The organism is Corynebacterium kroppenstedtii, assembly GCF_016894245.1.
In the GTDB taxonomy this organism is placed as follows: Bacteria; Actinomycetota; Actinomycetes; order Mycobacteriales; family Mycobacteriaceae; genus Corynebacterium.
Map to the genome: position 1 here is coordinate 1,883,720 of NZ_CP069792.1, position 12,963 is coordinate 1,896,682.

Genomic DNA, 12,963 nt, shown 5'->3' on the forward strand with positions numbered 1-12,963 from the left:
CATGCCCGAACAGACAACCCCCTTCAGTAAAGGCCACGGCACAGAGAATGATTTCATCCTCCTGCCAGACTTCGACGCCGATATCGACCTCGACCCAGCACTCGTCCGGGTTTTATGTGATCGGCGCGGCGGGTTGGGTGCCGATGGTGTGATCCGCATTGCTCGCACCGAAGCTTTGATCGATAAAGGCATCATTGCACGAGAGGCTGTTGGTGAGTCCGGCGATGGGGCACCAGAAGATACACCCGAGTGGTTTATGGATTACCGCAATGCCGATGGGTCGATCGCTGAAATGTGTGGAAATGGCTCTCGCGTATTTGGGCACTATCTGTTCGCGCACAACCTCGTGAGCGATTCGCCCCATTTTTCGATTGGTACGCGAGCGGGAGTGAAGCGCTTGACCGTCGTCAATCCGGCACAAACGGCTGACTCATCAGCACGGATCGCCGTCGATATGGGACGTGTGGGCATTATTGGTCAGTCCGTAGCTGCATTTGATCGACAGAGGTTTGCCGGTGTGGGGATTGATGTAGGCAACCCCCACTTAGCGTGCGTTATTCCCGATCTTGACGACGCTGGTCTGCGCGAGCTTCCTCTTCACCTCAAGCCTGTTCTTGACGACGAGTTCTTCCCGCACGGAGCCAACGTCGAGCTTATTACTCCTCTTCACGCGGATGACAGTCGGGGTGGGGACGGCACAGTGTCGATGCGCGTCCATGAGCGCGGGTCGGGGGAGACCCGATCATGCGGGACGGGAACGGTCGCGGCAGCAGTAGCGGCCTTGGCTGACCGAGGTCAGGTCGACGGCACGGTCCACGTCGTCGTTCCTGGTGGTGAGGTCACGGTGACTATCAAGGACGAGCAGGCCACCTTGGAAGGTCCGTCGGTAATTGTTGCGTCAGGAACAATTAATATCGACCAATTGCGTGAATATGCCTCGGCGCATTATGCGCCAGCATTGCGTGGAAAAGACGACCTATAGCTAGAAGCCCCGGGAGTCCATCCATATGTGGACGGGCTAGTACGTGTCTGGCTTTCAGGAGACCGTACCACCGGGCTGTCGACTTGGCTAGCGTACTGTCGAGCCCCAACCCACGCTTCTTGTAGTTCGCGCGCCATCTCATCTGTTGCTGAGAGGATGTGCTCTAGCATGTGAATGGTGCGTGCGTGGGTAACGACACCCTCAAGATCGTCGATAAACAATTCGCTCGACACTCTGGCTTTGTGAAATCGACTAATTATAGGATTCTCCTGGTGAGAATCATCCAAGAGCGCAAAATGTACGGATCGATCGGCAACAGCCTCGACTGATGTACCATGCTGAAATGCCTCCCACTGGTCCAGAACTGCAGTGATGTCTGCAGCTGACAATTCGATAGACTGACGAACTTGTTCTTGTTCGGCGGAGAAAGTTGACGTTCGCGCGATAACGATAGCTACTACAGCGCACGCGAGGACCAGCCCAAATCCGAGCCAATGGAAAATGATGATCAAGCTCAGGGCGGTAACTATGAGGAGGGCACTCATGAGGATAAGACGCCATACATGGTCATCACGGTGATGTGATCCAAGCACCGGAGCACCATCCTTGTCGGTAGGGGAGCTAATCACTTTTAATGGCCACCACATCCGCAGCCACCGCAGCCGCATCCGCCCCCTCCACCACAGCATCCGCCAGCGTTGGTGTCAGACGCTACGGAGGCAGTAAACAGCACTCGACCAGCGACGATATTTCCTCGAGTGATGTTGTTGGCGGCGGTTTCAGGGAGGCACAGATCGATAGGGAAAGGTGCGTCTACATTAACGTGCCAGAACGATTCGCCCGTCAGCCCGTTCGTCCGTTTTTCTGCCGACTTTACGACGAGTGATACGTCTCCTGCAGCCGACGGCTCAGTATCGCCTGACCCCGCATTGACTACGGCTGCACCGTGCGAAATGACAAACCCAGTGGTTGCCCCGCCGGCATCAGAGAACGCTTTCTCGTCGGAGTAGACGTGGGTGTCAATGCCCAGGGCGGAGAGGTTAACCGTCCCCAATTGAGTTGGTTCATCAACCAGAAGCGGACCTTGGGCCAGGTTGGCAGCAATGTCACACACAATGTTGCCGTCGTCATCATGAACGCTGAGTAGCGCCAGGACGTCGGATAGCATCGAAATTTCCGCTTCGCATTCGGTCAATGCGTCAAAGCCGGCGTAAGCGGCATACGGCGGGGCAGCAAGGATGAATAGCTGTGCTCCGCTAACGTCATTAAACGCGAGCAATTGTCCACCTGATAGTTCACCGGTGACCGACAAAGTGCCGGTTGAGTAGGCTTTTTCTAAAAGCTCTTGCCAGGGGACGCCCCCCATTCCGAGTGATGTGAGCCCCGTCGTGGTACGTGCTCCGGCAGTCGGGGAGTCAGCGGGGGTTTCGGTAGGTGTGCTCATAGAAGTCGATTCTAGCTCCTTTATGAATTCAGTCGTTCACTGGTTTGTCCGCCGTGTTTGTTTGTTTCCCTTATTTTTTTGTTTATGCCCGTTTGTGTCGTGCTACCATGAAAACTGTTATAGGCCAAACGGAACCAAAATCCTGATAGACCTGGAAATAAGTTAAGGAAAACCAGACCGAGGACAACCACCCGCAGACCACCCCTCGGTGAGCCTTCCAGATGGCTCCCTCTCTCTGGCACGTATTGACGAGCGGTCACCGTGCATCGCGAAAGGTAATGCATGGTGCACCCCGATGAGGAGACCTGGAATGGGAAAGATTTCCTTGAGTCGCTCGGACCGTCACGAAATTACTTCTTCGCCCGCCATGAGCACTCTTTACGACGTGCCCCCTGGACATTCCGCAACGATTGTGGGCTCGGACGTCGATGCTCTTTTTGCCCGTCGGCTCCGTGAACTGGGCTTGCGCGAGGGCACGACCGTCCACGTGGCTCAACACGCCGCAGGCGGAGGCCGAATCGTGAAGGTACATGACGCCAGATACGCGCTTGATGCTTTTACTCTCAAGCACATTGCCATCTCGACCTCGTCATAGAGGTCATCTCCCCATGACGGTAAGGGGATTTTCGGAGGAAAAATGAATGACTCTTTAGGTCCTCAGATGGAGGGCGGTGTCGCAACGTCTAGCACGACGACGGCCACACCTACCAAGGACCTCACAACACAATTCGCCGACGCACCATCCTGTCACTGTGAAAGCCACGGAACGGCCATGGCGCCGAAGGGCTCACCGGTCATTGCGCTCGTCGGTGCGCCGAATGCCGGCAAGTCAACCTTGTTTAATGCCTTAACCGGTGCAAAAGCCAAAATGGGCAACTGGCCTGGAACGACCGTCGCAGTTTCTCGAGGTGCATGGAAAGTAAAGAAGGGTAAGCATAGCGCCGTCGATCACGAGGACACGTGCGAAGAGCATGCGGGTTCCAGTCAGATGGAGTCGACGGACGTATGCCCACACTGCTCCAGTGATCATGAGGAGTCGACGACAAGAGAACCGCAGGCGGGTGGACACCACTCCGAGATGCCACATGGATCGGGTGAAACGATCTATGACGTCATCGATTTTCCGGGTGCGTATTCTCTTGACCCCATGAGCCCAGATGAAGCTTTAACACGTGAGCTTCTTTTGGAACGTGACGTGGAGGAGCGGCCAGACTTGGTCATCGTCGTCGCAGATACCGCGACGATTTCACGTGGCCTTTATCTTGCAGCTCAAGTAGCTGAGCACCCTTATCGTATGGTGGTAGTTCTCACCAAGGGCGATGTTGCACTGAACCAGGGATTTGAAATTGACCCAGATACGCTATCGCGGAAGCTTCAAGTTCCCGTCGTGGCGGTCGATCCGCGTAAACGTCGCGTAGGTGAGCTGGCGTCCGCAGTTGAAAAACAGTTACATATGCCCGCGGATACCGTCCGACCGATGTGTTGCCAGCACATTCCCGATGAATTAGAGGGTCCGGATCGAGAGCTGGCCGTCTCTGACGCACGTTTCAGTTGGATTGACAAAGCAGTCTCGAAGGCAACGATCCATAACGATCACACCCGCTCCGTCTCGGAAAAAATAGACCGGGTCGTTCTTAATCCCATCGCAGGGCCGCTTATTTTCCTCGCGGCGATGTGGTGCGTCTTCGAAATCACGACGACAGTAGCCGCGCCTCTCCAGGATTGGCTAGATAACCTGTTTAGCGGGCCTGTCAGTGATGGGGCGACATCCTTACTTCAGGCCTTAGGGCTTGACTATCCGTTTGTTCATGGGTTGATTGTCGACGGCCTTATCGGTGGCGTGGGAATGGTTCTGACCTTCGCACCGCTGATGGCTTTAATGTTCTTATGCCTGGCTGTGTTGGAGGATTCCGGCTATATGGCCCGTGCCGCAGTAGTTGCTGATCGACTCATGCGAGCGATTGGACTGCCCGGTAAAGCGTTCATTCCGCTCATTGTGGGATTTGGATGCAACGTTCCGGCGATTTCTGCAACACGAGTCTTGGGCAATGCCCGCCAACGTATTTTGACTGCGCTGCTCGTGCCCTTTACGTCATGTTCCGCTCGTCTGACCGTGTACGTCATGCTGGCCGCTACTTTTTTCCCTCACAACAGCGGTTCTGTTGTGTTCGCAATGTACGTCATCTCTATCGCGTTGGTGGTGCTCACGGGTTTGTTGATTAAAAACACCTTGTGGCGACGTATGGGGTCGGAACCGCTCGTTATTGACTTGCCGGTATATCAGTTGCCGGTGCCCCGGTTGGCGCTATCTGCCATGTGGATGCGTTTGAAAGGGTTCCTGCACACAGCTGGCGGGATCATCGTTGCGACGGTCCGTGGTGTGGCTGCTGCAGTCAACTCCCGTCGTTGGGGGCCACAGCTGGGGTGACGACGATCTAGATCCGCAGGATTCAGTCTATGGCGCGGTATCCCAAACAGTTGCACCTGTTTTTGCCCCGGCTGGCTTCGATTCCTGGTCGCTGTCGGGTCCATTGATTACGGGCTTCGTTGCCAAGGAAGCCGTGATTTCGTCGTGGGCCCAGACGTATGCCCTACAAGACCCGTCGGATGAAGATGCTGTGGACCAGGGACACTCTGCACTGGCTCAGGCCATCCGTCAGGACTTTAATCACTCATCAGGTGGTCACACGTACCCGGCAGTGTGGGCTTTCATGGTCTTCTTGCTGGCTTATACTCCATGCGTGGCTACACTGGCTGCCCAAAAGAGAGAAATTGGGTTGAAATGGACGTTGGTGGGGATAGCTATACAGCTGGCGGTGGCCTGGGCACTGGCCGTCGTCACTTTCCAGGTACTACGTCTTTTCTTCTAGATCATTCCCCCGATATTGATTCGTGAAAGCAGTGATAGCAGTGCTGTTTCGTCGAGAACGAGATGTATCGCGCCACTTACCTCCACGGGGTGAATCTTCCGGGCGTGCATCGGCATCGTCGGCTCCACAAGGTCCGCTCGCCATGGTTCGTGACGCCATTGCCTCTGGGGCTGTTGACCGGTCACGGATCGCTGAAAACACGGGCTTGGCCCGGACCACCGTCGATGCTTCCATTGAGCACCTAGAACGCATGGGTTGGTTGACTAAAAAACCGTTGGGAACATCGTGCTCCGGCGGAGGATGCTCATCCTGCCCATTAGGCAAAGCCGATGGAGGGGCTGGATGTGGATCGCACATAGGCGGAACGGGACCGGTAGCGCTGGTCTTAACCCGCCGTCCACAGTGTTGGCCGGCTGTGTCCGCATCGGCTGTGCCTGAAGCCGCCAGCTCCGCGAGCCGGCACTAGCTTGAGCGCCGCACATCGTGTAGGAATCCCACCTACGCGCCACCGTTCATTAGCCTATAGCGAACGCACTACCGCGCGAGAGCTAGTCGTGAGACACTTGTGAACAATGACTGAACGTTCACGCAATTATCCGTCTCATTCGGACAATGACAATCAACTCACCGATAACCACGGCCGACGCGGGGAAGGCCTGTATAACGACACAAAAGTTCGCCATGCGCAAATGCCCACCGCAGGCGAACTCGACCTTAGCGAGCGGGACGAACTCCGTGCGTTGTCCCGAGGTAGCCAAGCTCACACCACGGAGCAATCCGACGGCTATGACGTCGAGTATCGAAAGCTGCGACTAGAAAGAGTCATTCTGGTCGGCGTGTGGACGTCGGGGACTACCGCTGAATTTGAAGCTAATTTGGAAGAACTTCGTTCTCTCGCAGAGACAGCTGGATCTGAGGTTCTCGAGTCTTTTTATCAGCGTCGCGAGAAACCTGACGCGGGCACGTATATCGGGTCCGGCAAAGTCGCTGAGCTCCGCGACGCGGTCCGATCATTGGGCGCGGATACAGTGATTTGCGACGGCGAACTGAGCCCGGGACAGCTCATCGCTTTAGAAAAACACCTCGATGTTAAGGTTATCGACCGCACGATGCTGATCCTCGATATTTTCGCTCAGCATGCGAAATCCAAAGAGGGAAAAGCGCAGGTTTCCCTAGCACAGATGGAATATCTTTATACGCGAGTCCGTGGTTGGGGCGACATGATGTCCCGGCAGGCGGGTGGACGGGCCGGCTCCAATGGCGGTGTTGGCCTCCGTGGTCCTGGTGAAACGAAGATTGAAGCTGACCGCCGACGTTTGCGTAGAGATATGGCTCGTCTGCGCGCGGAATTGCGAAGCATGACGACCGCTCGGGAAATCAAGCGAGATCGACGGGATAGCTCCACCACTCCGCAAATCGCGATTGCTGGTTACACGAACGCTGGAAAGTCCTCGTTAATCAATGCCATCACCGGGGCAGGGGTGCTGGTCGAGGATGCCCTTTTCGCCACATTGGATCCCACGACACGTCGGGCAGAACTTGCTGACGGGCGGGCAGTGATCTTTTCTGACACTGTTGGGTTCGTTCGGCACCTTCCCACACAGCTCGTGGAGGCTTTCCGATCGTCCTTAGAGGAAGTTGCGTCGGCAGACTTGGTGCTTCACGTTGTAGATGGTTCCGATCCCTTCCCTTTGAAACAAATTAGTGCTGTTCATGAGGTTTTTGCCGACGTACCCAATAGTGGGGCTGAGACCATGCCCCCTGAAATTATTGTTGTTAACAAGATAGATCAGGCTGACCCCATTGTTCTCGCGCAGCTCCGTCATGAGCTCGATGACGTTGTTTTTGTGTCAGCGAAGACAGACGAAAATATCGATGAACTCGCATCGCGAATCGAACTTTTCTTAAACACTCGGGATACCCATGTAAGGCTTCGTGTCCCATACACCCGCGGCGACATCGTGGCGAAAGTTCATGAGTATGGAACCGTTATCGACGAACAATACGATACCGACGGCACGATTCTCGATGTGCGAGTTCCTGCCCGTATCGCTCAAGAGGTGCACGAGTTTATTCAGGCTGACGAATATACATAATTTTCCCTCTGCGTACAGGGGCGTGACCGTGCTTATAGGGGTCGTGGTAAAGATCCAACTGCTCAGGTTGGATAATAAGAAAGCGTGAGCGCACAAAAGAGTCTTCTCCCGTGGTCCGTGCATGGTGACGGAAAAACACCCCGACCTGGTGCTGTCGTTGCCCCCGATGAGCGATTAAGTTGGCCTCGAACTATCGGCGTGGGAATGCAACACGTCATTGCAATGTTCGGGGCTACGCTCCTTGTCCCCACCCTCACAGGGTTCCCCGTCAATACCACGCTGTTATTCTCTGGTCTGGGAACGATGGCGTTTCTCCTTATTACGAGGAATCGCCTTCCGTCATATTTAGGGTCCTCATTTGCGTTCATCGCTCCCTTAACCGCAGCTCATAGCGCGGGACTCTCCGCTCAACTGGGCGGTGTACTTGCCGCGGGGCTAGCGCTTGCAGCCGTGGGGCTGGTTATCATGGCCGTGGGACAACACGCTCTTGGCGCTGTCATGCCTCCGCCCGTAACGGGAGCAATCGTTGCACTCATTGGTTTGAATCTGGCTCCTGCCGCCACATCCAACGTGCAGAAACAGCCATTAGTTGCCGGCGTAACTCTCGGGGCAATTCTGCTCTTCACCGTGGCTGGTCGGGGGATGGTCTCGCGGCTAGGAATTCTTTTTGGGGTCATCCTGGGATGGGTTTTCGCGTCGCTGACAAGTAATTTAGCGCCAGGTACCTCTGAGACTATTGCGAATGCAGCATGGATTGGTTTTCCCCAATTCCATTCTCCCGTTTTTCACACCGGAATCGTTATTTCGACGATTCCCGTCGTCGTTGTGTTAATTGCAGAAAATGTCGGCCATGTGAAGGCTGTTTCTGCCATGACGGGAAGGAATATGGATGATTTAGCGGGCAAAGCTTTGTTTTCTGATGGTATTGCGACGACTGTTGCAGGATTGTGCGGCGGATCGGGTACAACTAGTTATGCCGAGAATATTGGTGTCATGGCGGCTACGAGAGTCTATTCGACGGCTGCGTATTGGGTTGCTGCTGCGACCGCAATAATTCTCGCCTTTATTCCTAAGTTCGGCGCTTTAGTGTTCACCATTCCCACGGGAGTTTTGGGCGGTGCGACCATGGTCTTATACGGCATGATTGGGATGCTCGGAATTCGAATTTGGCAGGATAACAATGTTCGGTTTACCAATCCCGTCAATCTAACCGCGGCTGCAGTGGCGTTAATAGCGGGTATAGGAAATCTCACATTGCGGGTGGGATCAGTCGATATCGAAGGCATCGCGTGGGGATCAGTGGGAATTATCGTGGGATACCCGCTCTTGCGCTATCTCTTCGAGCACATTGGGGAAGGGCAGGATGCTAGCCAACGTCAGTATTAAAAATAACGCGATGTGTTGAAAGATAAACGTTGTCATTCTGCGCTCGAACCAGAATGATGACCGTATGTCTTGATAATAAAGTGGGGATGACCAGAAATATTCGGTCATCCCCATAAATAGTGCCATTGGACACCGCCTCATGGCGGTGTCCACAACGACTGGACTACTCGTTATCGAGGTTTTGTGAGACCAGAGCCGCAATCTTCTCGACAGCTTCGGCATTCTCAGACGAAACTTCCACGGTGTCACCGTGCTCAGCGCCCAAGGCCATAATCATGAGGGAAGAAGCGGCGTCGGCAGGTTCTGCATCATCATCGTCGGGAAGCGAGATCAAGATCTCGTCATCATAGTTGGATGCTTCCTCGGCGATAACAGCTGCGGGACGAGCGTGAAGACCAACGGTTGAACCGACAGTCACGGTTGTGGAAGCCATAAGTGAACCTTTCTGTTAACCAAAATAAGGTGTGGATCATTGGGATCCTCTTGTGCCAGAATAACGGACTTAAAGTCCTCCTGCACAAAGCATTTTATTTATTTCTACAGCGGTCCTTATCGTAGCGGATAAGTTGCTGCAAGTGTGGTAGTTCAGATACGGAAAGTGCCATGTGCCACGGCCTTTTCCGTATCTGGCGATCGTGGAGTACGGCTGGGTTAGCTTCTTTCAGCGTGCACCCACCCAATCCTGAAGCCAATTTCAATTTAATGGCCGAACTCCTGCCTTACGCTGTTGTTTTGGCAGAAGCCTCTGTAGTCGGCGACGACGGTGCTGTTGACGCTGGCGATTTCGCAGCATCGCGTGTCTTAACCGGCCACCATGTTTTCAGAGCGACCACGCCAGCTGCAGCGATGATTACGCCAACCACGAGTGAGACGAAGAACATGAGAACGTGGGTGACAGCCAAAATCACGAATACACCGCCGTGAGGAGCCATCAGTTCGACGCCAGCTGCCATCGAGATAGCCCCGGAAACTGCGCCGCCGAGCATCGTAGCCGGAATCACACGCAGCGGGTCCGCAGCGGCGAAGGGGATAGCACCTTCAGAAATGAAGGACAGGCCTAGCAACCATGCCGCTTTTCCGTTTTCCTGCTCCGCTTTATTGAAAAGCTTAGGCCGTAGAGTCGTCGCAAGAGCCAAGGCCAACGGCGGAACCATACCCGTAATCATGACGGCAGCCATGATCTTCAGCGACGCAGGATCGTCGACATTCAGACCCGCCGTGGCGAACAAATAGGCTGCCTTGTTGATGGGGCCACCGAGGTCGAAGCACATCATGAGACCCAGGATGATCCCGAGGAGAACCGCGGACGAGCCAGACATCGAGTTCAGCCCATGCTGCAAAGCGTCCATCAGTGAGGCTATTGGGCGTCCCAGCAGGATAAACATGGCGAAGCCGGTGATGAGTGAATCCACCAGAGGAATGATCACAACAGGCATCAACCCAGCTAGCCACCGTGGCGGATTAAGCGTGTTGAACCACATTGCGATGAGACCAGCGATGAGACCGGTGAACAAGCCACCAATGAACCCCGCACCCACAGCGACGGAGACGGCACCACCAATGAATCCTGGAGCGATACCGGGGCGGCCGCCGAGAGCGTAGGCGATATACCCCGACAGGGCACTAACGAGGAAGTTCATCCCCAGTGTGCCGACGTAGGCCGATACGGCGCCAAGGTAGATCAGCAGAGGAGCCTGGCTGAAGTTGTACGTTTCACCGTCGACAGTGATGTGCTGCCCAGGAAGGTTCCACAGAGCATTGTTGTTAACGACGGTTTCATAAACCTTGGCGATATCCGCACCGGACAGCACGAAGGCCAGCGCCATAAGGAGGCCACCTGCTGCCACGAAAGGAATCATGTACGAAACGCCGGTCATCAGAGCTTGCTGAATACGCTTACCCCAGCCAAGTCCCTCGCCCTCCTCCTGAGAGCTCTCAGACGACGATGACGCTTTCCCCTTAACACGGCGTGCATGGGGATCTTTTGACGCGGCGATGGCTTCATCGATCATGACCGCGGGTTCATCAATAGCCCGCTTCACGCCAGATTCGATGACTGGTTTGCCAGCGAACCGTTCACGGTCCTTGACCCCAACATCCGTCGCAAAGATGACGGCATCCGCATTCTTAATGACGTCGTAGGGGAGGGGAGTGACTCCAGACGAACCCTGAGTCTCAACCGTGATGTCGACATCATTACGTGCATTAGCCGTTTGGGATAGAGAATCCGCAGCCATGTACGTGTGCGCAATACCGGTTGGGCACGCTGTAATCGCTACAAGGTGGGTAACAGCTTGTTCGGATTCATCAGTGTGACTGTCGCCGACTCTGCTTTGAGTTGACGCTCCCGCCGCTCCGACGGGTGTCGAACCCGCACCGTTACCTGAGGCAGCCGATTCTGCACTCTTGTTTGCCGACGCGGTTGATGCGGACTTCTTCTTTGGCTTGGCAGCCAAGGTATCAAGAATGCGCTGAGCCGCGTCTTTTTCGTCGGATGCTTCGCGTAGAGAATCCCGGAAGGAGGCTTTGACCAAGCTCCGGGCCAATTTCGAAAGGATCCGCAGGTGTGCTTTTCCTCCGCCCATAGGAGCGGAGATAAGGAAAACCAGGTCGGCAGGGCCATCGGCGGAGCCAAAATCGACAGACTTGGATAGACGCGCAAAGGTTAGCGTCGGAACTTCCACATGGCTGGTTCGGCAATGTGGAATTGCCACGCCACCAGGCACTCCTGTGGCTGACTTTGATTCACGAGTCAAGGCGTCAGAGGTAAGCCCCTCGGCGTCATCAGCGCGACCAGCCTTTTTGGCGTGTGAGGCCAAAGCTTTAATAACTGCTTCCTTGGTGTCACCGGGAGCTACGTCGAGCATGATGAGGTCCGGGGTGATTACTGGAGGCTCCGCGGAGCTCGTCTGTGTTCCCTTCGCCGGTGCTGTTTCTTTTTGTGTCGGTGTATTCGGAGTAGATCCGGAGCCACTCGATGATGTCATGACACTCCTTTCAAGGCTGTTGCTTCGGCGCCAGCCATGACGGTGACGGATTCAGGTTGTGTTTGGGAGGGGAAGGGGATTGTCGTTCCGGGCAGCGACGTCGCCGCAGACCCATAAGCTACAGCGTATTGAAGCGCAGTTTTTTCGACTGAGTGGTCTGTCGCTGAACTCTGCCCGCTACTGTGACCATTTATCTGGGTACCAATAATGAAGCCAGCCAAGCTTGAATCCCCCGCTCCGACGGTACTCACCGGAGTGATAGGCGGTGGAGAGGCATACCAGGCACCTTTTTGGGTAGCCAAGACCGCGCCCGACGCACCAAGGGTGAGCAGGACATAACGCACGCCGTGGTCAACTAGAAGCTGAGCAGCTTCTGTCGCAGGCTTGAGGTTTCCCTGCGATGCTTCGTGTTCAATGTTTTTCCCGTCGAGGCCGAGGATCTGGCCGATTTCGAAACCGTTTGGTTTCAAGAGATCGGGGGCAACAGCAGGATCCTTAAGCATGCGGGCACCGAGTTCCTCAAGCGGTTTATCTGAAGTGTCGACCGCTATCTTGACGTCGTGCCCATTGGCGCTTGTACGGATCGCTTCGACGATATCGGCGTACCACGAGGCAGGCAGCCCAGGTGGCAGTGAACCAGAGAGAACAATCCACGATGCGCGCTGCGCGACGTCTGAAATCACTCGTGTCAGCCTGTTGACATGATCAGGCTCAAGAGAATTGCCTGGCTCATTTAGTTTCGTCGTAGTCCCGTCAGGTTCCGTGACGGTGAGATTGACGCGGACAGAATGGTCAGCCGGCGTCGGCAAAAAACTGAGACCTGTTTTATGAACTAAAGAAGTAAAAGGATCACCTGTAGATGCCGGAGCAATGGCGACGGTTGGCTCGCCGGCTCGATGCGTAGCCATCGCCACGTTGATGCCTTTGCCGGCAGGCACATCGGTAACGTCAGTGATCCTATTCACTCCACCTCGATCAAGTGGGGTGGATATCACAGCCGTACGATCCATACAGGGATTAGGGGTCACTGTGACGATAGCATTGTCGGGAATTCGCAAGGACTGACTATCTAATGCTTCAATGCCGGATGGACGAGAGCCATCGTGTGTTTCGCCTTCGTGTGGACAAGGCGATGATGAGTGTGAAGACATTATTCCTCTAGACGTGGTGGCGGTCGAACGACATCGTTGCCTCGTTC

General features: G+C 55.0%; 12 protein-coding genes. 7 read left to right on the forward strand and 5 right to left on the reverse strand.

Annotation, left to right across the window (positions count from 1 at the left end):
* Window position 1: 1 nt before the first annotated feature.
* Window positions 2-982, forward strand: a complete 981-nt coding sequence (gene dapF / locus I6J23_RS08130; RefSeq protein WP_204581612.1) for a diaminopimelate epimerase — start codon at window positions 2-4, stop codon at window positions 980-982.
* On the opposite strand, the gene I6J23_RS08135 is transcribed toward dapF, so the two are convergent.
* Together I6J23_RS08135 and I6J23_RS08140 are read right to left on the reverse strand one after the other, a co-directional pair.
* Window positions 946-1,611, reverse strand: a complete 666-nt coding sequence (locus tag I6J23_RS08135; RefSeq protein WP_204581613.1) for a hypothetical protein — start codon at window positions 1,609-1,611, stop codon at window positions 946-948. The two genes, dapF and I6J23_RS08135, sit on opposite strands and share 37 nt — an antisense overlap.
* 2 nt (window positions 1,612-1,613) lie before the next feature.
* On the reverse strand, window positions 1,614-2,426 hold the full coding sequence (locus I6J23_RS08140; protein WP_204581614.1) for a hypothetical protein: 813 nt from the start codon (window positions 2,424-2,426) through the stop codon (window positions 1,614-1,616).
* 310 nt (window positions 2,427-2,736) lie between these two features.
* On the opposite strand from I6J23_RS08140, the gene I6J23_RS08145 reads away from it, so the two are divergent.
* The 6 genes from I6J23_RS08145 (at window position 2,737) to I6J23_RS08165 (ending at window position 8,778) form a co-directional block, all read left to right on the forward strand.
* Complete coding sequence (locus I6J23_RS08145) at window positions 2,737-3,021, forward strand: FeoA family protein (RefSeq protein WP_204581615.1); 285 nt, start codon at window positions 2,737-2,739, stop codon at window positions 3,019-3,021.
* A gap of 177 nt (window positions 3,022-3,198) precedes the next feature.
* Complete coding sequence (gene feoB, locus I6J23_RS08150) at window positions 3,199-4,854, forward strand: ferrous iron transporter B (protein ID WP_239455056.1); 1,656 nt, start codon at window positions 3,199-3,201, stop codon at window positions 4,852-4,854.
* Complete coding sequence (locus I6J23_RS10750) at window positions 4,802-5,296, forward strand: nucleoside recognition domain-containing protein (RefSeq protein ID WP_239454880.1); 495 nt, start codon at window positions 4,802-4,804, stop codon at window positions 5,294-5,296. The genes feoB and I6J23_RS10750 overlap by 53 nt, the downstream gene beginning before the upstream one ends.
* Before the next feature lie 40 nt (window positions 5,297-5,336).
* Window positions 5,337-5,762 (forward strand): FeoC-like transcriptional regulator, encoded by a 426-nt coding sequence (locus tag I6J23_RS08155; RefSeq protein ID WP_204581616.1) that lies wholly within the window; start codon window positions 5,337-5,339, stop codon window positions 5,760-5,762.
* Window positions 5,763-5,985: 223 nt separating this feature from the next.
* Entirely contained in the window at window positions 5,986-7,392 is a 1,407-nt protein-coding gene (hflX, locus tag I6J23_RS08160) for a GTPase HflX (protein ID WP_239455057.1), read from the forward strand.
* A gap of 84 nt (window positions 7,393-7,476) precedes the next feature.
* Window positions 7,477-8,778, forward strand: a complete 1,302-nt coding sequence (locus I6J23_RS08165; RefSeq protein ID WP_204581618.1) for a uracil-xanthine permease family protein — start codon at window positions 7,477-7,479, stop codon at window positions 8,776-8,778.
* Between the two features lie 163 nt (window positions 8,779-8,941).
* Here I6J23_RS08165 and I6J23_RS08170 read toward each other — a convergent pair whose 3' ends face one another.
* The 3 genes from I6J23_RS08170 to I6J23_RS08180 all read right to left on the reverse strand — a co-directional run bounded on the left by I6J23_RS08170 (window position 8,942) and on the right by I6J23_RS08180 (window position 12,793).
* Window positions 8,942-9,211, reverse strand: a complete 270-nt coding sequence (locus I6J23_RS08170; protein WP_012731732.1) for an HPr family phosphocarrier protein — start codon at window positions 9,209-9,211, stop codon at window positions 8,942-8,944.
* Between the two features lie 286 nt (window positions 9,212-9,497).
* Window positions 9,498-11,765: a PTS fructose transporter subunit IIABC gene (locus I6J23_RS08175; protein ID WP_204581619.1), complete on the reverse strand. Its 2,268-nt coding sequence runs from the start codon at window positions 11,763-11,765 to the stop codon at window positions 9,498-9,500.
* Window positions 11,762-12,793, reverse strand: a complete 1,032-nt coding sequence (locus I6J23_RS08180) for a 1-phosphofructokinase family hexose kinase (protein ID WP_318744370.1) — start codon at window positions 12,791-12,793, stop codon at window positions 11,762-11,764. Before I6J23_RS08180 ends, I6J23_RS08175 begins: the two co-directional genes overlap by 4 nt.
* Between the last annotated feature and the right edge of the window lie 170 nt (window positions 12,794-12,963).

Excerpts from the sequence above, each read along its gene's own strand:
- I6J23_RS08170 (WP_012731732.1), bottom strand. The coding sequence starts at position 9,211 with ATGGCTTCCACAACCGTGACTGTCGGTTCAACCGTTGGTCTTCACGCT.
- feoB (WP_239455056.1), top strand. The coding sequence starts at position 3,199 with ATGGCGCCGAAGGGCTCACCGGTCATTGCGCTCGTCGGTGCGCCGAAT.
- I6J23_RS08175 (WP_204581619.1), bottom strand. The coding sequence starts at position 11,765 with ATGACATCATCGAGTGGCTCCGGATCTACTCCGAATACACCGACACAA.
- hflX (WP_239455057.1), top strand. The coding sequence starts at position 5,986 with ATGCCCACCGCAGGCGAACTCGACCTTAGCGAGCGGGACGAACTCCGT.
- dapF (WP_204581612.1), top strand. The coding sequence starts at position 2 with ATGCCCGAACAGACAACCCCCTTCAGTAAAGGCCACGGCACAGAGAAT.
- I6J23_RS08140 (WP_204581614.1), bottom strand. The coding sequence starts at position 2,426 with ATGAGCACACCTACCGAAACCCCCGCTGACTCCCCGACTGCCGGAGCA.
- I6J23_RS08145 (WP_204581615.1), top strand. The coding sequence starts at position 2,737 with ATGGGAAAGATTTCCTTGAGTCGCTCGGACCGTCACGAAATTACTTCT.